Below are 17,522 nucleotides of genomic sequence, written 5' to 3' on the forward strand. Positions count from 1 at the left end.
ACGCCGAAACGCAGGCCGCCATCGCTCACTTCTCGGCCCCGCCGAGGAACGCGTCCTTGCGCTCGACTATCTCGGGATCGCCCATTGTGGAATAGCTGTACAGGCATTCCAGCCGCAGCTGGTCCTCCAGCGGCCTGCCGACCACCTCGAGGATCGTCTCCTTGGCCGAGGCGACCGCGACCCTGGGGTTACGCAGGATCTTCGCCGCCATATCCTCGGCAGTGGACATCAGCTGCTCCCGCGGGACCACGCGGTTGACCAGATGGATCTCCCTGGCCCGCTCGGCGGTGATCGGCTCCCCCATCAGTTCCAGCTCCATCGCGATGCCCACACCACAGGTGTTGACCAGCCGCACGATTCCCCCGTCACCGAAGTGCATCCCCCGTCGCATGTGGTAAAAGCCGAATTGGATGTCCTCGGCCGCAACCCGGATATCGCAGGCCAGCGCGAGTTCGATCCCCCCACCGATCACCCATCCGTTGAGCGCGGCGATGATCGGCTTTCCGGTGCGGTGCAGACCTCGTGTGATCCCACCCGCGAAACCGCGGCCCAGCACGCTCCTGCCCAGGCCCGGCCCGCTCTCCAGCCAGCCGTCCACGTGCGACGCCAGGTCCGCGCCCGCACAGAACGCCTTGTCCCCGGTACCGGTCAGGATGGCCAGACGCACCCCGGGATCGTCGCGAAACTCCTGCCACGCCTGAAAAAGCAGATCGTCGGTCTCGGTGTCGATGGCGTTGCGCTTGTCCGGCCGATTGAGCGTAATGTACGCGATCTCGCCACGCTTCTCGTAAAGAACCTTCGGCATCAGCTTCCTCGCTGTTCTGTGCTGGGCACCGACCGAGCCGGATCGGCATACATCTGCATCAGCTGATGCAGGAATGTATCATCACGGACGCCTGGATGGCAACGACCCGGCCGGTGACCGATCCGGACCAGGTATCGTTGTCACAGTGGAAGATCGTCATCTGCCGGCCATCAAGCCACTGACCGCCCGATCGGTCGCCATCAGCACCCTTCTCGGCTACCACCCGCCGGAGCTCCCGATCAGCGCGCTGGTCAGGGTCGGCAGCCTGTTCGGTATCGCCCCCCGTACGACCAGGGTGGCGTTGACGCGGATGGCCGCGGACGGCGACGTCACCGCCGAAAACGGGATGTACCGCCTCACCGAACGGCTCGTGAGACGCCAGGCCCAGCAGGACGAAGCCTGCTCTCCCCAGACCAGGGAATGGGACGGCCGCTGGGAAATGGCGGTCGTCACCGCGTCCGCCAGGCCGTTGGCCGAGCGGGTGGCCCTGCGCAAGAACATGGTCGAGCTACGCCTGGGCGAACTTCGGGAAGGGGTCTGGATCCGTCCGGACAACCTGCTGCGCAAGCCCGGTGGCGCCGTCGCCGAGCAATGCACGTTCTTCAGCTGCCACTACCCCGACCCGCTTGAGCTGGCCAGATCGGTCTGGGATCTGGCGGGCTGGGCCACCGAAGCGCGGCGCCTGTGCACCGAACTGGACCGTGTGGACGGGTTGACCGCCGGATTCATGGTAAGCGCCGAAGTCCTGCGGCACCTGCTGATCGATCCCTGCCTGCCTGCCGAGCTGCTGCCCAGCGGATGGCCCGGCGACGAACTTCGCCGCCGGTACACAGAATTCAACGCCGGCTACGCCCAACGTCTCCGCGAATACAGCGTCGACGAGCCCGCGCCGGCCACGAAGAATGCCGCCCCTGCCGCCCGGCGCCGGGCGGTTCGCGGAGGCTAGCGGTCAGGGTGTACCCGGGCCGCTGATGCGGGTCGGCCCTGCCACGGGCTCCCGCAGGCCCATCAGGTCCAGCGTCCGTGCGCCCCCACGCAACCGCCGGATCACTTCCACCTCGGCCCGTTCTCGCTCCCGGCCCACCGCCAGGACCGCCTCAACCTCGTCGGCCGGGACTCGCACCAGTCCGTCCTCGCACCGCCGAAGACTTCAAGGATTGACCAGTTCTACAGCTCCCGATCAAATCGAGCAACTGATCGCCGACTACCGGTCCGGAGCAACGGTGTACGAACTCGGCGACCAGTTCGGCTTCGAACGGCGAACGGTCGGCAACATCCTCCACCGGCACGCCGTACCGATGCTCCGCTACGGCCTTTCCCCCGACCAAGTCGACGATGCCATCCATCTGTCTCGATCCTCGGGCTCCTTCTCGGGGACTGTCAAGGGTCTATCCCGTGATTGGCTCTGGCCCGAATGCGGTGGTAGCGCGGGGTGGCGTTAGCCGAGCAAGATGCGGTGACGCAGGAGAGGGAAGCCCGCGCGACCGTACATTTGCCGTTTGATCATCTTGGTTTTGGTGTTCACTCCTTCCGTTCGTCCGTTGTGGAATGGTTGGGTGAGGGCGGCGTTGACGGCCTCGCGGTCGAATTCGAGTCCGCGGGTGTAAGCGTGCAGGTGAGGTAGATCCTCGGCTCGGGCCCGGTCGATCCAGTCACTAAGACGGTCATCGTTGCCGGTGGTCGGGGTGAGCAGAGCCGCAAAGTCACCGACGAGGGTGGCCAGCGCCGTCATCTCGCGGCAGGCGCTCACGGCGGCTTCGAGTCGTTCCCGCTGGCGATCTTGGAGCTTGTCCGGGCGTGTGAGCAGGTAGCGCGTGAGTCGCTTCGGAGAGATCGCTGGCCGGTCGGATTCGACTCGTCCTTGGGTGATGTAGCGATACAGCAGATTGTGGCTTCCGGTGTAGCCGCGCTGTTTAATCTCTGCCATCAGCTGATGCACGGGCACGGCCGGGTCCTCGCGGCGGCGGCCACGCAGGTAGTCACGGAATGGGTCGACGAGGGTGGGCCGGTACTGCGGTGCGCGAACAAGCCGGTCGGGTTGATCGATGCGGGCGTATCGCTTCACTGTGTTCATTGCCAGGTTCAGCCGGCGTGCGATTTCGAGCAGCCCCACGCCGTGCTTGAGCAGGTCGTGGATCTGTTGCCAGCGTTGGCGGGTGGTCACCGCCCGCGCGCCCTCACGCAGTGGCGGACCGGTCTTGCCCCAGCAGGTGCTGTGCGCGGCGACCTCCTTCAACACGACCTCGGCGAGGTTGTGCCACAGATGCCAACGGTCGCCACCCTGCACCGCGTCGGGCAGGGCTCGACGGATCGCCTGGGCATAGGTGGCCGAACCATCCCGGCACACCACCTCCACACCGGGATGCTCCCGCAGCCAGGCCTCCAGCACCTCTGCTGTGCGGCCTGGCAACACCTCAACCCGCTCGCCGGTTTCCGCGTTGATGATCACGGTGGCGTAGCGTTGCCGCTTACGCAGGGCAAAGTCGTCCACCCCGATCACCCGGGGCACCGACCTGGTCGGCAACGGCAACTGCAGCAGCGCCCGCAGCGCGGTCTGCCTCGACAGCACCACACCGACGGCGGCCAGGACCCGGGCGCTTGCACGACCGGCCAATTCCCGCGCAACGCTCGCCACGTGCGCGGCCAGCCGAACAGTTCGACGCTGATATCGCTGCACGATGCCAACGGGCTGCTCACGGAACGTCTGCCGCAAGCACCCGAGATGCCCGCAGCGCATCCGTCGAATCCGCAGCCGTATCAGCACCCGCCGCCCGTCAACCGGCACATCGACCACTTGCCGGACGACATAGCCGTGCACTCGCCCCGTCGCCACCCCGCAGTCCGGGCAGTCCACAGGACCGGGCCGCGTCGATGCCCGCACCACGAGCACCCCAGCCTCATCGTCGACGCCATCGAGGACCAGGGACGACAGCCCCGAGAACACCAACGCAAGAAGTTGATCACCAGCGCACGGCGCTCACCCTGGCACAGCACCGAATCGGACACGCATCGTCACCACCGGATCCGTGCCAGAGCCCCGTGATTGGTGTTTCTGGCGGTTCGGTTAGCAGGTTCCGGCCAGGTCACCGGATGTGATGGCGAAGGCGTTGATCAGATCTACTTCGAGGACTGCACGATCCCGGTGGACCGGATCATCGGTGAGCCCGGCACCGGTCTGAAGACGGCGTTGCGCACGCTGGACCACACGCGCCCGACGATCGGGGCGCAGGCACTGGGCATCGCCCAGGGTGCGCTGGAGGCGGCGGTGGCGTATGTGAAGGACCGCACGCAGTTCGGCACGGCCGTCGCGGAGTTTCAGGGCGTGCAGTTCATGCTGGCCGACATGGGTATGAAGATCGAGGCGGCACGGCACCTGGTGTACGCCTCCGACATCGCGATGTCGGTGACCACCGACGCGGTGCAACTCTTCGGTGGTGCCGGCTACACCCGCGACTTCCCGGTGGAACGCATGATGCGCGACGCGAAGATCACCCAGATCTACGAAGGCACCAACCAGATCCAGCGCATGGTGTTGGCAAGGGCACTGCTCAAGGGCTGACCAGGGCAAGCTCCCGCTGCTCTTGCCCCAAGTAGGTCACGAGCAGCGAGACGCGCACGAGTAAGGCTTGACCCTGGCCGCCTCCGCCGCACCGCGCGCACCACTCACTCCGCCGCCCGCCCGGCTCCAGGGCAAGTGTGCGGATGCGGCGCACCACTCATACCCACTGCGTGCCCCGCCGGGATCGCAACCCCGTTGACATTGTCCCGGTCCGGCGACAGGCCGACCGGTCGTCCGGGGTCCGCGCACCAGCCACATAAGCCTTGACGGAGAGGGGGATCCGCGGATCCCCCTCTCCGTCAAGGCTTGCTCACCCTTCGAGGGTGATGGCACCCCTCGGACACATCCGGGAGGCGAGCTCGACATCGTCCCACTGTTCCTCGGCGGGTGTGTCGGTGACCAGGCGGACCTGCTCGTCGCTTTCGCCGATCTGGAACACCTCGGGCGCCTGCATCACGCACTGCTCGTGCCCTTCGCACAAGCGGTAGTCCACTTCGACCTTCATAAGCCCTCTTTCGTGCCTCAGGAGACCGGAGTGAACCTCGCCGGCAGCGCGGTGATCGCCGCGGTCTCGGTTCCCTGGAACTCGTACTTGGCCGACTCCGGATCGACCAGGTTGACGTCCGGCAGCCGCCGCAGGAGCTCCTCCAGCGCGACCCGCATCTCCATCCGCGCCACCGGAGCGCCGGGGCACGTGTGGAGGCCGAAGCCGAACGTCAGATGCCTGTTCCGCCGGCTGAACTTGCGGTCCAGCTGGAACTCGGCCGGCTCGTCGTAGACCTTCGGGTCCCGATTGGCTGCCGCCCAGCACGCGAGCAGGTAGTTGTCCTTCGGGATCTCGACCCCCTGGATCTCGACCGCACGCGTGGCGCGCCGGTAGAGACCGAAGAACGGCGTGTGCAGGCGCAGGGTCTCCTCGACCGCGCCGGGGATCAGGTCGGGGTTCTCCGTGATCTTCTGCCGCACGTCGGGGCGCGACAGCACCTCGTGCAGCAGGCTCGTCAACCCGGCGACGCTGGTGCCGTGCCCGGCGATGAGGAACGAGTTCATGAGCTGGCCGATCTCCATCGGCGTGAGGGGGCGGCCGTCCAGCTCCGCGCGAGCGATCTTGGTCAGGAAGTCGTCGCGAGGATCCTGTGCCCTGGCCATCACCTCGCCGACTCCGAACTCGGCGAACTCCTGGAAGGCCGCCGCGCCCTTTTCCGGGTCTTCGAAGGACGCGAGGATCTGGATCGTCAGCCGCCGTACCTCGGCGCGCTTGTTCTCGTCGAACCCGATCGCCCGACACAGCGCGAAGAGGGGAACCTCCTCGGCGAAATCGGCGACCAGGTCGCACGAGCCCCGGCCGGCGAACCCGTCGATCAGCTTGTTGATGTCCTTGCGGACCTCGCCTTCGATGCGCAGCGGCGTCTCCGCGTTGAAGGCCTCGGAAACGAGCTCGCGCCAGGGGGTGTGTGCCGGCGGGTCGTACTCCAGCGGGGGGAACTCGGGCCGCGGGGCGACCGGCAGCACGACCGTCGGCGACGAGGAGAAGGTCTCCCAGTCCGCATGGGCCTTTTTCACGTCCTCGTAGTCGAGGAGCAGGTGGTAGCCGCCCAGCTCGTCGCTGTGCGCGACGGGGCAGACGCCGCGCGCCTCTTCGAACAGCTGCAGGGCCTCGTCTGGCGTCGAGTTGTAGCTGCTGTAGCGAGAAAGCGCATCAAGCAGCTTCTCGTCCGGCGTTGCCGACATAGAATCGCCTTTCTTGAAAACAGAAACCCCGAGCCGGCACCGCTGTCGCTCGTATCGCGAAGCGGACCGGTCGCAACGACCCCACCGGGGTTAAATCTTATGGTCGATTATTTTACGGTCACGTCAGCACAGTGTCAAGGAACGAAAAGCACCGTGCCCCTGTGGATTTCGGCCGGCTGCTATGTCATCCTGCGAGGTGCCGCCGCGGGATCAGCTGTCCTGCAGCCGAAGTGCACACGATCAGGGAGGTACCCGTGCTAGTCGTCTTGCTCGCGATCGCCGCGGCCGCGTTGCTCGCGGCCGGCGTCCTGCTGTCCGAAATGACCTTGACCTACATCGCGCTCGGAGTTGCGATACTCGGGCTCGTGATCGTCATCGCACGTCTCATCCGCCACCGCCGCCTGCGGCGCCCCGTCGCCGAAGCGTTCGTGGAAGAGGCCTCCGAGGAGTCGGAGGAGAGTCGTCAGGAATCATCAGTTTCGGATGCCGCAGACGAAGAACCCGCCGACGAGACCGAAACTGTGGTGGTGCTCGCCGGCCGTCGCAGGTTCCACCGCAAGGATTGCGAGCTCACCTCCGGTCGTTCCGGCGAGGAGGTCACCCTCGTCGAGGCCCGCGAAGAAGGTTTCACCCCGTGCAGCACCTGCAAGCCCGGCTCCGGCGTGCTGCAGGGGCAGCACGCCGGCTAGCGACGGCCTACCTGACCCAGTCCGAGACAAGCTGGGCGAGCTTCCGGACGGCCCGATACTGCAGGGCCCGCACCGTTCCCTCGCGACGGCACATCCGCGCCGCGACCTCCGAAACCGACAGTTCCTCGTAGAAGCGCAGAACGATGCACTCCCGCTGTTCGTCGTTCAGCTGGTCCACACACCGGGCCAGTTCGTCCCCGACCACTCGGCACAGGAGCGCGTGATCGAGGCCGCGGGACTCGTCCGCGCACTCGAAATAGTCGGCCCACACGATCTCCCTGCGGTGCCGGCCCGAGCGCAGGAAGTCGAACAACAGGTTCCGCGCGATCGTGAAAAGCCACGCCTGAACGTCCTTGCCCAGGTCGCTGACCGAACCGATCTTGTCGAAGGCCCGCAGGAAGGTCTCGCTGGTCAGGTCCTCGGCGAGGACGCGATCGGCGGTACGGCGGAACAAGTACGCCTCGACGACCGGAAAGTACCGGCGATAGATCTCGCCGAACGCGACCGTGTCGCCTGCTTGCGCAGCACGTACCAACGCCCAGGCCGACTGTTCGTTCCGCTCCCGCGGGGCGACCACCAGGGGCTTGCTCATCGGATCACCACCACATCGTCGATACCGGACAGTTTTCAAGGGGTCACGAGACCAGCGAAATTCCCGAGATGGTCCATCGGCCGGAGATCTCGTGCAGCGCGATGTCGAACTGGACGTTTTTGGCGACCATCTGCCCGGGGTTCGCGCTGCTGACGGTCTGCCGGGCGAATACGAGAGCTTCGGCTTCGCCGCCCTGCACCCGTTCGAGGCCGACGGCCGAGACCGTCGTGTCCACGGTGTACCTATTGGCCTCGGCGTTCTGGCGAACGGGTGCGAACATCGCCCGGTACTGATCGGCCGCGCCGCCCGAGAGCCAGCGGGGCCCGGCTTCGTCAGTCCTGGCGGTGGCACCTGGGTCGAACGAATACAGCGTGGCGATGGCTTGTCTGGTCTGGTTCGTCAGCGTTGCGACCGTCTCCCTATCGGTCAGGGCGAGATCTCCGTCCTTTTCGGACCATGCTCGTATCGCCGAATACGTGAACCAGCAGGTGCACGCCAGCCCGCACACGATCGCTGCGACGCACACCTTGACCAGTCCCGATGAGCGAGGAACGCCGGGCCGGGTTTTCGTGTCATCCGGCGCTACCGCGTGTGGGCGGGGATAAGGCGTAGGGCGCCGGGGGTTCCCGCCCTCCCGACGGGGCGTGCCACCGTTCTCACTGAGAGATGTTCGCGATTTCATCGACCTTCCAACCGCCGTCCACATGGCGAAGCCCCACCCGCGTCTGTATCCGCTTCACCGTGACGTTCGCTTTCGCGTCGCGCACGGAAAGCTTCAGCAGGGCGATCGCATCGGCCTTGCCTGCCCCGGGGTCCACAGACGTCACCACCGCCCGGAGCGTCTCGCCGGTGATGTCGGTCTTTCCGGCCTCGACGCCCCGTACGAGGCTGTCCCTGTCATGAGCGAGCCGTTCGGCGAGGCCACCGGTGCTCACCTGGATCCAGCGCTGAACCGTGCCGGCCGGGTCGGCCGAGCTGATGGAGTTCAGCTCGGCCGCCTGCCATTCGACCGCCGCGCCGACATCGTTTCGCTGACCGGCTGGTGACGCCGCGAGTCCGTCCTCCGCGGCTCTCCACATCCAGCAGGCGGCTCCGGCGGCCAGCACGGCCACGACCGCGGCCGCCGGAAGCGCACGTGACAGGCTGGTCATGGCCGCACCGGTCCCGTCCCGAGCAGGCCGAGCACGACCGAAACCAGGAACACCACGCCCACCATCCGGCAGGTCAGCATGCCCCGGCGCAACACCCGTTCCTGGCGCAGCCGATGTTCTTGCTCGAGCGACCGCGAGACCAGGCCGGCCACGTTGCGGCGACCGAGTATCGACAAGACGATGAGCACCACCCCCGACGCGCACAGCAGGATCGTCGTCACGGCAGGTCCGCGGGAGGTGCGTCGGGATCGGCCGGCCGGTACGTGTCGGCGTACTGCACGCCGGCCGCCTTGATCCGGCCGGCCAGCCACGAGTTCCACAGTGCAGACTTGCGCTCGTTCGCCAACTGTGTCTTCAACTGGTCCTTGACCTGGTCGAAGGTCAGCGGCGCGGCCGGCGTGACGCTCACGACCTGGCCGATGTTCCAGCCGTTCTGCGTCTGTACAGGACCGAACACCGTCCCGGCGGGAGCCTTGAACGCGGCGTCGGCGTATGCCTTGTCCAGCTGGTCCGCGGTCATGGGTCCCAGGTCGCCACCTTTGTCCTTGGTGCTCTGATCGAGCGAGGTCTGCCCCGCCACCGCCGCGAAGTCCGTTCCGGACCGGAGCCGCTGGAGAACCTGTTGGGCCTCCGCTTCGGTACCCACCACGATGTTGCGCAGGTCGCGTGCTTCCGGCCGGACCATCTGCTGCTTCCTGTCCTGGAAGGCCTTGGCCACGTCGTCGTCGGTGACGGGGGCGGCCCCCTTGGTCACCGAGTCGTAGAGCTGCGCGTTCGCCAGCTGCCGTTTGATCTCGTCCAGCACGTCCTGTTCGGACACTCCCAGCTGGCCCAGCTTCGTCACGAACTCCTGGCGACCGCCCGGGTAGCTCTGGCTGATCACCTTGTCCAGCTGGTCGCTCGCCGTCTTGTCCGCGATCACGATGCCCTGGTCGGCGGCCGCCCTGTCGAGGATCGTGCTCACCGCGACAGCCTTCGCGCTGTCCCTGGTGAACTGGTCGACCTTCGCGGGATCGGACGGCCGTTGCACGCCGTAGAGAGCCCCCAGCAACTGCACGCGGTGGTCCAGCTGCTCGACCGTGGTCACGGAGTCATCCAGCCGGAACGCGGCGTCGGCGGGCAGCGCGTGCAGCCGGTCCACGACGATCTGGGAACCGGAGCCGGCCAGCGCGACCACGAGCAGGCCCGTGCTCAGATAACGTGGCAGTCTGCGCTGCGGCACCAGCAGCCGACGTTTCCGGTTGAGCCGGCGGACGCCGTTCTCGATGACGCCTCGCGCGATCCTCAGTTTCATCCGCACACCTACCTTCGGCCGCTCGTCTTTTCCGGCACACGGGCCGGCACGAGTTCGTCCTCTTCCGCTGTTTCACGAAGCTGTCCCGACGGGACAGCCACTTCGGCCCGGGGCGGCAGCAACCAGACGACCAGCCGGGCCGCCACATAGGACAACACCACCGTCGCGCCGAGGATCAGCCCGAACTCACGTAGCGCCGCCAGGCCGGAGACCGTCAGCGCCAGGTACCCGGCGGCGGACGTGAGGCAGGCGAAAGCCACGCTCCGCCGGAGCCAGGATCCCCCGAGTACCTGGCGATCGGTGAGCAGCACCACGAACTCGCAGCCGGTCACCGTGGCCAGCGAGCCCAGCGCCATCGTCAACGGGTTCAGCGACGCGCCGGCGAGCCAGACGCCGGCGAAGCCCCAGCCGATCGCCAGGAGCGCGGCCAGCACCGCTCGCAGGCCGTCGGTACGCCTGCGAAGTCCAACGCAGAGCACGATCCCCGCAGCGACCACCCCGGCCAGGTTCGCGAGATAACGGTCTTGCGAGATGAGGTCGTAGCCGCGGTCGGCCGCGACGGGGAGTCCGACCAGGTCGACGTGGTAGCCGGGTGGCGCGGGCGGCAGCACATGCAGGAGACCGGACAGCAGCTCCCGCTGCCTGCCCAGATCCTGCAGCTTCAGCCCGAAGATCAGCACCGAGTCGTCGTCGCGCGAGCTGATGACCGCCGAGGTCAGGTACCGCGGCAGCAGGGCCATCGCCGATTCGAGCTGGCCCGCCGTGGGAGCGTCGCCCAGAAAACCCAGCAGGTCGGGCACGGTCAGGATCGGCCGCAGCTGGTCCCCGTGTGCCGCGACCACCTGTTCCTCGGCCTTCCGCGCCCAGCTCAGGGTCTCCGGGCTGACCACATTCTGTCCTTTGAGGACTATGCTGACCTCGCCGGAGAAACCGAGCACGTCCTGGGTGACGCGAGCGTTCTCGATCTCGGGAAGCCCCTTCGCGAGCTGTTCGGGGTCCGCTTGCACCTGCAGGCGCGGCAGCACCACCCAGCCGAGCCCGGCCACCACGACGGCGGCCGCCAGAGCGGTCACCCTCGCCGTGCGAGAGGACGTCGTGCCGGCACTGCGCGCTCTGGGCGCGGGCGCGACGCGGAGCGCTGCCCGTCCTCGGCCTGGCAGCAACCGGTGGAACAGCGATGCGGCCGCGACGGTGCACAGCACACCCAGGGCGAGCGCGATGCCGAGGTCCTGGACGAACGGCAGCGGCGACACGACGAGCGAAGCGAACCCCGCGGCTGCGGCCAGCGACAGCACCAGCACTCTGCGAGTACTGGTGAGCATCGCCAGGTACAACGGGATCGAGCTGCCAACACCGAGCAGGATCGGCAGGAAAGCCACCGCTCCCAGCGAAAGCGATTTGCCGATCAAGCCGAAGAGACCGACGGTCACCGCCGTGCCGGCGAGCGCGGCCGCGAAAGGCCACAGCCGATAACGCATCCGCAGGCCGACCGGCACCAGCAAGAACCTCAGCGCGACGACTATGGCCACGAGGCCGCCCAGCAGCGGGAGCTCCCTCGTCACCTCGTGCGCGAGCCCCGCCGTCACCGTGGGCACCCCGCTCACCGTGACGTCACGAACGGCGAGATGCGCGTCGCTCACCGCGGACCGGACGTCCGCGACCAGTTGCTGCGTGCCCGCCTGATCCAGGTCTTCCCGCGGCCGGACCAGCAGTGCGACGTAGTCCGGGCTCGGCACCACGAAGTCCCACTGCGGCCGCGGCATCCCGTTCTGGCCGTCGAACACGACTGTGCGCACGAAATTGGTGTTGTAGAGCGTCGGCAGCCCGGTGGGCAGCCCTTTGACGAGCAAGGTGCCGTACCGCGCGTCGAATCCGGCGACCGCGTCGTTCCCGGCCGCGGCCGCCGCCGCCTCGGACTTCCCTTCGCTGCGGGCCTTGTCCGCCACCTCCTGGCGGAGCCCGTCCCGGCGCCCCGCTATCTGCGCGAGCAGGTTCTGGCCCGAAGCAGCGATCTGGTTGAGCATCGTCGCGGGCCCGTAGACGGCCGCGACGTTCGGCGTCTTCGCGAGCCGTCCCTCCAGGCCCAGCAGCGGCAGCAACTGGTTCTGGTCGAGGATCAGCTGCCGGGGCTGTGCCGAGTGCAACAGCACGACGACGGGGTCACCGCCGAAGGTGCGCGCCTTGTCCTGCACGGCCGCAAGCGCCGGGTCCTTCGCGGGCAGAAAGGACTCGACACTCGTGTCGACCTTCACCCGCGCGATGCCGAACGCGACGGCCGCGCCGGATACCAGGATCAGTGCCAGCGCCACCAGCTGCCGCCCGGACGGGCGCCGCACGGGCAGGCGCAGGCGTCTGGCCACCGCCACCAGACCGACCCTCATTTCGGATCACGCTCCACATGCGGGTACTGCCCCTGGAACAGGCTCGGGTCCTGCAGACCCCCCGGCGCCGGATACGGGTTGCTCTGTCGCAGCAGCCCGGAACTGCCGTTGTCGAGCGGAAGTGGGTTGGGTCGCAGCGAGTACGGCCCGACCACCGGTCGGAAGATCACGTACGCGCCGCCGTCGTCGGCGTAGTGGTGGAACGACGAGCCGAAGTTCTGGAACAGCTGTGCGATGTCCTTCCCGTACGGCTGCAGGTATCGCAGCATGGGGTTGAGGTCGCGCAGCACGTCGTCGGCAGGACCTGCCAGCCCGCTGACGTCGCGTCCCACCGCCGGCACCCCCTGCAGGGTCGCGGGAGCCTTGTTCAGCGTGGCGTCCAGCGACGGCAGAAGACCGCGCAGGTCGGCCGTCGTCGCCGGCAGCTCTTCGAGAGCGCTCGACAGGTCCGGCGCGGCCGTCTTGAGGTCGGCCGCGACAGGGGCGAGCGCACCGGCGAGCTGGTTGAGCTTGCCGGTGGCCGTGGTGGCCGAGTCCAGCACACCCGGCAACTTGGTCATGGTGTCCCCGAGGGACTGAGCCTGTCCCGCCGTCGCGCTGGTAAGGCGGTTCGCGTCGCTCACCACGTCCGCGATCTGTCCCTGCCCTGTGTCGAGGGCGTTGAACACGGTGTTCAGCTCGGCGGCCAGCGCCTTGAGGTCGCCCGTCTGAGCCGCGATCGCATCGAGAGCCGTGTTGCCACCCCGCCCCAGGTTGCCCAACCCCGTCATCAAGGCGGAGACATCGCCGGCGCTGCCCGCGGTGCCCTGACCGAGAGACCGCACGGTGGCGCTGAGCGCGTCGCGGGTCGGCTTGTCCAGGCTGGCGAGGACGTCACGTAGCTGGACACTCGGCTTCACCGCGGTCGGTGGCAGCACCGCGCCGTCCTTATACGGCGCACCGGTACCGTCGACGAGGTTCAGCACCGGCTGGCCCGCCAGGGATTTCTCGCTCACCTGGACGGTGGCTCCCTCGTGCAGGGGGCTGACGGAGCCGTCGAGCTGAAGGTCGAGCCGTGCCTTTCCGCCCTGGTGGTCCAGTCTGGCGACCTTGCCGACGGGCACACCTGCTACCTGCACGTCGCTGTAGGCGACCATGTTGTCCACGTCGTCGATGTAGACCGTCACACCGTACTGGCGCTGCTGGGACAACCCGGGGACGTTCCCCCCGGACTGCGACCACATGTAGAGGAAGAAACCCGCGCATCCCGCGACGAAGGCGAGTACCACCACCAGCCGCCACACAGGAGCCTTCCCGCGCAAGAACTTCACTGTCAGCCTCCCTGTCCCGGCGCCGGATAGGGTCCGAGCGGGCTGCCGCCGTCGCGATAGGTGTCGGTGTCCCGGTCGCCGGGCTTTGTCATCCCGAGCGGGCTCTGCAGATCCACCGACACGTGACCGCGGACCAGGCCGCCGTTGGCGTCGGACACACTGAAGATCGAGTTGGTGTTGTAGACGAACGCGCCCAGGTCGTACATCCACGGCGCGAGCTGCGCCGTGGCATAGCCGAGCTGCGCCGTGACCGGCTTGAGGTCCCCGAACGTCGAGTTCAGCTGTGCCGTGATCGGCCCGAGGTCGGCGACGACCGGACCGGCCTTCGCCACCACCGGCTTCGCCGACTGCACCGTCCGGCCCAGCTCATCCACGGTCTGCCGGGTCTCGGCCAGCGCGCCTGGCAGGCCGGACGCCGCCTGGTTCAGGTTGGTCAGGGCCGGATCGAGCTCCGCGGTGAGGCCTGCGGTCCCCTGCATCGCCCGGTTCAGCTCATCGGTGAAGCCCGGCAGCTTGCCCAGCGCCGAGCCGAGCTGGTCATTGCGCTGCGCGAGCACACCGAGAGTCTGTTGTGTCGCGTCCACCAGGCTGGTCAGGCGCTGGTCGTTGTTCCCCGCCGCGGCGGAGATCTGTGAGATGGCAGTGACCAGTTGCTGGATGTTCTCGCGCCGCTTGGCGAGCGCGTCGACAACGGGCTGGAGCTTCACGAGCGTGTCATCGGTCGCGGTGAGCCCACCCGGCAGCGTCTGCGGAGCACTGGCCAGTGCCACGTCCGACTCGTCGAGCAGGCTGGTGACCGCGGCGCGTGCCCGGTCATCGAGATGGTCGAAGACCTCTTCGGGCTGCACCGGGCGCTCGGTCTGGGTCACCGGGATCACCCCGCCGGGAGGCAGCGGTTTGCCCGGTGGGCCTCCGGGAGAGATTTCGACGTACATCTCGTTCAGCGGGTTCTTGGGCCGCAGCACCGCTCGCGCGTTGTCGTAGATCGTGTTTCCCGCGTCGACGGCAACGGTGACCAGCGATGTGTTGTGGTCAGTCGGCTGGGCGGCCCTGATGTCGCCCACCTTGACGCCGGCGATCCGGACCTCCTGGCTGTTGCCGGGACTCACCGCGACGGCGTCGTTGAACTCGACCTGGAAGGTGAACTTGTCGCTTTCCCAGGGCCAGTGGAAGTTCATCTGGGACAGGATCACGCCGCCCGCGGTCAGACCCAATGCCACGACCACGACGAAAGCGCCGATGTCCCTGCCGAGCCCGGGGACCGTGCGCAGTCGCTGCCAGGTCCTGACCGGACTCCATTTTCTCCGTGTGCTCACCGCGGCGCTCCTCCTGCCGGGTCCGGCTGCTGCGCCGAGGCGAACTGCTGCGGAGCGAGCAAAGCCAGTGGATCGATCAGCTTGTTCAGGTCCAGGGGCGGATTCCCCGGCCTGCCGGGCGCGCCGTACATGGTCGACAGATTCGCCATGAGCTGGTCGAGACCGAGCGGGAGGTCGTACACGCTCGAGGTACCGACCCCGGGCTGGAAGTTCAGCATGTGCCCACTCGAATCGAACACCTTCGTCGCGTTGTCGATGTGCGTCACCATGTAGGCGAGCTCTTCGTAGAACGTGTTCCCCGTGCCGCCGCCGTCCGGGTATTTCGGCGCGGTGCCGTGCCACTCGTTCATGATCGTGCTGACGATGGGGCCGTTCACCCGGTCCAGCACCGGGCCCCGCAGGTCGTTGAGCACGCTCGTGCCCTGCACGCTCGTCGGTACCAGCTGGTCCACCACCGGGCGCAGCTGCGCGAGGAGCGGGCGCAGATCGTTCACCAGGGGACGAGCCTCCGCCAGCACCGGGTTCAGCTCACTGAGCAGCGGCTGCAGCTCCGCGACGGTGGGCCGGAGCGCACCGGCCGTCGTCTGGAGTCGATCGAGGGTCGCGCCGAGGTCATCGACGCCGGTCCGCGTCGTGCGCAAGGTCGTGGGCAGCGCGTCGATCGTGTCGGCGAGTGGCCTGCTCTCACGTGCCAGCACGCTTGTCGTGGTGTGCAGCGAGCCGAGCACGTCCGCCAGCTGGCCGTCCTTGCGCGTCAGGACATTCGCAGTCGCGTCGAGATCCCGCACCAGCGTCGTCAGGTCCTGGCCACCCGGAGAGCCCTGGAGAGCCTGAGCCACCGCCTGCGCGGGCACCAGGGTGCCGGGCGCGTCGGCGAGCAGGTTCCGCAGCGGGCCGGTGGCCCCGGCCTGCAGGGTGTTGTCGAGCTGTGCGGCCGTGTTCTGCAGTCCCTGCCGGGCAGGCGTGGGAAGAGCCTGCAGGAGCGTGTCGGCCTCCACCGGCGTCCGGGTGCGGTCCCGCGGGATGGTGTCCGCGGTGAAGGTCCCGCGGGTGCCGCCGGCGATCAGCGACACGTAGTACTTGCCGCCCAGGATCGTGGTCGGCCTGATCTCGGCGCTGGGCGCGCTGCCCAGCTTCTCCCGGACGCCATCGTCGATCTTCAGCGAGACGGAGGCCGTTCCGTCGGGGTTCGGATGGACGCCGCTGACTACACCCACCGGTGTCCCGGCGATCTTCACCTGACTCACGTCAGGTTCGAGCTTGTAGTCACGCGAGAACTCGGCCGTGATCGTGCTGCCGGAACGCAGTGCCGTCAGTATCGGTTGCTTTTCGAACAACACGATCATGAAGGCGGCGAACGCGACGAGGGCGATGACCCCGACCATCGGTCGGTTCACGCGGCGGATCGACAGGGCCATCAGGAGCCTCCCGGGGAGAACGGCAGCAGCGCGCCGAGCGGGGCCCGGTCGTTGTTCACCTGGCACGCGGCGGGGTAGGGATCGTTCGGTTCGGGCAGCAGGCCGTCCACCGAGCTCCCGTTCGGCAGCGCGGGCATGATCCGCAGGTTGTGCTGGTAGCCCACGTGGTTGGTGAGGAGGTTGCTCAGGTCGAAGGACATGGTTGCCATGTCACAGGCATAGGGCGCCAGCACCCGCAACGGCTCTTCCGCGCTGTGCAAGCCCTGGGCCAGTTTCGGGGTCACCGGCCGGAGATCGGCGAACGCCGTGGTCAGCGAATCGACGGCCGGATCGGCGGCCTGGACCACGCCCGGGACCTTACGTACCGGCTGGATTCCTTCGGTGAGGACACCGCGCAGGTCGGGGGTCGCGGCGCCGAGTGCCTTCGCGCCGGGCTCCAGCGCGGACATGGCGTCCCGCGTGTCGGACAACGGCCGGTCGAGCGTGTCCAGAGTCGCGTTGACCGCGCGCAGTGTTCCGGGAGCCTTGTCGAGGGTCTCCGAGAGCGGTTTCCCATCCTGGGTGCTGATCGCGCGCAGCGTGGTGTCCGTCTGCCGCAACAAGGTCGCGATCTCCTGCTGCCGGCCGTCGAACCGCCCCATCAGGCGTTGCGACGACTGCAGCAGCGCAGGCAGGTCGGCTTCCGGCGAGGCCAGCGCTCCAGTCACCTGCTCCAGGTCGGTCAGCGTCGTGGGTGCCGCCCCGAGGAAATCTGCCAGGTCCTGGCCGTGGCCGCCGGCGCCACCGCCGAGCTCGCGAAGGCTGCTCGACAGTGCCTGGCGGGTAGGGGCGTCGAACGTGTCGAGAAGATCCGACAGATCGTGCGCCGAGTCGGTGTGCGCCACCGGGATGCCGGCGTCGCCGAGCGGTCCCGCGGCCTCGGTGCCGGGGTTCAGCTCGATGAACTTCCGCCCCAGAGCCGACTGATCCCACAGCTGGGCGGTGGCGTCGGCGTACACGTTCCGCTGACCGTCCAGCTCCATGGTCACGATCGCACTGTTCCCTGCCGCCTCCAGTTTGGACACCTGACCGATCCGGATGCTGTTCTGCCGGACGTCGGAGCCCACATCGAGCTGGCCGATGTTCACGAAGGCCGCACGGACGACAGTCTTCTGTGAGAACGGCAGCTCGCCCTGGTTGGCCGTGAACATCAGATAGCAGACGAGCGCGCCCACGGCCAGTACGGCTGTGCCGATCAGGAAAGCGCGGGCCTGCGCCCTCGTCCTCTTCACGGCGG

At 67.8% G+C, this 17,522-nt stretch carries 17 protein-coding genes and 1 pseudogene; 3 read left to right on the forward strand and 15 right to left on the reverse strand.

The genetic code is table 11. The features are described 5' to 3' along the window. Positions 1-25 precede the first annotated feature (25 nt). Positions 26-805, reverse strand: coding sequence for an enoyl-CoA hydratase/isomerase family protein (locus tag LWP59_RS26595; RefSeq protein WP_144644982.1), 780 nt, complete (start codon positions 803-805; stop codon positions 26-28). A 145-nt stretch (positions 806-950) separates the two neighbouring features. Here LWP59_RS26595 and LWP59_RS26600 point away from each other — a divergent pair, with 145 nt between their 5' ends. After that, on the forward strand, positions 951-1,751 hold the full coding sequence (locus LWP59_RS26600; protein ID WP_222425730.1) for a PaaX family transcriptional regulator C-terminal domain-containing protein: 801 nt from the start codon (positions 951-953) through the stop codon (positions 1,749-1,751). Positions 1,752-1,754: 3 nt separating this feature from the next. Here LWP59_RS26600 and LWP59_RS26605 read toward each other — a convergent pair whose 3' ends face one another. Further along, the gene (locus LWP59_RS26605) at positions 1,755-1,928 is read right to left on the reverse strand and encodes a hypothetical protein (RefSeq protein ID WP_186383596.1); all 174 of its coding nucleotides are present in this window, start codon (positions 1,926-1,928) and stop codon (positions 1,755-1,757) included. A gap of 315 nt (positions 1,929-2,243) precedes the next feature. Continuing rightward, complete coding sequence (locus LWP59_RS26615; protein ID WP_456151350.1) at positions 2,244-3,752, reverse strand: ISL3 family transposase; 1,509 nt, start codon at positions 3,750-3,752, stop codon at positions 2,244-2,246. A 165-nt stretch (positions 3,753-3,917) separates the two neighbouring features. On the opposite strand from LWP59_RS26615, the pseudogene LWP59_RS26620 reads away from it, so the two are divergent. Beyond that, positions 3,918-4,364: pseudogene (locus tag LWP59_RS26620) on the forward strand (acyl-CoA dehydrogenase family protein); the annotation flags it as partial. Positions 4,365-4,674: 310 nt separating this feature from the next. Here the strand turns inward: LWP59_RS26620 and LWP59_RS26625 are convergent. After that, positions 4,675-4,869, reverse strand: a complete 195-nt coding sequence (locus tag LWP59_RS26625; protein WP_144635985.1) for a ferredoxin — start codon at positions 4,867-4,869, stop codon at positions 4,675-4,677. A gap of 17 nt (positions 4,870-4,886) precedes the next feature. Beyond that, on the reverse strand, positions 4,887-6,095 hold the full coding sequence (locus LWP59_RS26630; protein WP_144635982.1) for a cytochrome P450: 1,209 nt from the start codon (positions 6,093-6,095) through the stop codon (positions 4,887-4,889). 266 nt (positions 6,096-6,361) lie between these two features. Between LWP59_RS26630 and LWP59_RS26635 the strand changes: the two genes are divergently transcribed. Continuing rightward, positions 6,362-6,784 carry a hypothetical protein gene (locus tag LWP59_RS26635; RefSeq protein WP_144635978.1) on the forward strand — a complete coding sequence of 141 codons (423 nt, stop codon included), beginning with the start codon at positions 6,362-6,364 and terminating at the stop codon, positions 6,782-6,784. 7 nt (positions 6,785-6,791) lie between these two features. On the opposite strand, the gene LWP59_RS26640 is transcribed toward LWP59_RS26635, so the two are convergent. From LWP59_RS26640 to LWP59_RS26685, 10 genes are all read right to left on the reverse strand, one after another. Further along, positions 6,792-7,376: an RNA polymerase sigma factor gene (locus LWP59_RS26640; RefSeq protein WP_144635975.1), complete on the reverse strand. Its 585-nt coding sequence runs from the start codon at positions 7,374-7,376 to the stop codon at positions 6,792-6,794. Positions 7,377-7,419: 43 nt separating this feature from the next. Next, positions 7,420-7,884: a hypothetical protein gene (locus LWP59_RS26645; RefSeq protein ID WP_144635973.1), complete on the reverse strand. Its 465-nt coding sequence runs from the start codon at positions 7,882-7,884 to the stop codon at positions 7,420-7,422. A 148-nt stretch (positions 7,885-8,032) separates the two neighbouring features. Then, complete coding sequence (locus LWP59_RS26650) at positions 8,033-8,527, reverse strand: hypothetical protein (protein WP_144635970.1); 495 nt, start codon at positions 8,525-8,527, stop codon at positions 8,033-8,035. Next, positions 8,524-8,748: a hypothetical protein gene (locus tag LWP59_RS26655; RefSeq protein ID WP_144635967.1), complete on the reverse strand. Its 225-nt coding sequence runs from the start codon at positions 8,746-8,748 to the stop codon at positions 8,524-8,526. Before LWP59_RS26655 ends, LWP59_RS26650 begins: the two co-directional genes overlap by 4 nt. Then, positions 8,745-9,821, reverse strand: a complete 1,077-nt coding sequence (locus tag LWP59_RS26660; RefSeq protein WP_144635964.1) for a peptidyl-prolyl cis-trans isomerase — start codon at positions 9,819-9,821, stop codon at positions 8,745-8,747. Before LWP59_RS26660 ends, LWP59_RS26655 begins: the two co-directional genes overlap by 4 nt. 8 nt (positions 9,822-9,829) lie before the next feature. After that, positions 9,830-12,202: an RND transporter family protein gene (locus LWP59_RS26665; RefSeq protein ID WP_229858095.1), complete on the reverse strand. Its 2,373-nt coding sequence runs from the start codon at positions 12,200-12,202 to the stop codon at positions 9,830-9,832. Continuing rightward, the gene (locus tag LWP59_RS26670; RefSeq protein ID WP_229858098.1) at positions 12,199-13,512 is read right to left on the reverse strand and encodes an MlaD family protein; all 1,314 of its coding nucleotides are present in this window, start codon (positions 13,510-13,512) and stop codon (positions 12,199-12,201) included. The genes LWP59_RS26665 and LWP59_RS26670 overlap by 4 nt, the downstream gene beginning before the upstream one ends. A gap of 2 nt (positions 13,513-13,514) precedes the next feature. Continuing rightward, a complete protein-coding gene (locus tag LWP59_RS26675) occupies positions 13,515-14,828 on the reverse strand; it encodes an MlaD family protein (RefSeq protein WP_144635961.1) in 1,314 nt (437 codons plus the stop codon). After that, the gene (locus LWP59_RS26680) at positions 14,825-16,246 is read right to left on the reverse strand and encodes an MlaD family protein (RefSeq protein WP_144635958.1); all 1,422 of its coding nucleotides are present in this window, start codon (positions 16,244-16,246) and stop codon (positions 14,825-14,827) included. Before LWP59_RS26680 ends, LWP59_RS26675 begins: the two co-directional genes overlap by 4 nt. After that, a complete protein-coding gene (locus tag LWP59_RS26685; protein ID WP_144635955.1) occupies positions 16,246-17,517 on the reverse strand; it encodes an MlaD family protein in 1,272 nt (423 codons plus the stop codon). The genes LWP59_RS26680 and LWP59_RS26685 overlap by 1 nt, the downstream gene beginning before the upstream one ends. Positions 17,518-17,522 lie beyond the last annotated feature (5 nt).

Origin of the sequence: Amycolatopsis acidiphila (assembly GCF_021391495.1) — a bacterium.
Taxonomy (GTDB): Bacteria; Actinomycetota; Actinomycetes; order Mycobacteriales; family Pseudonocardiaceae; genus Amycolatopsis_E; species Amycolatopsis_E acidiphila.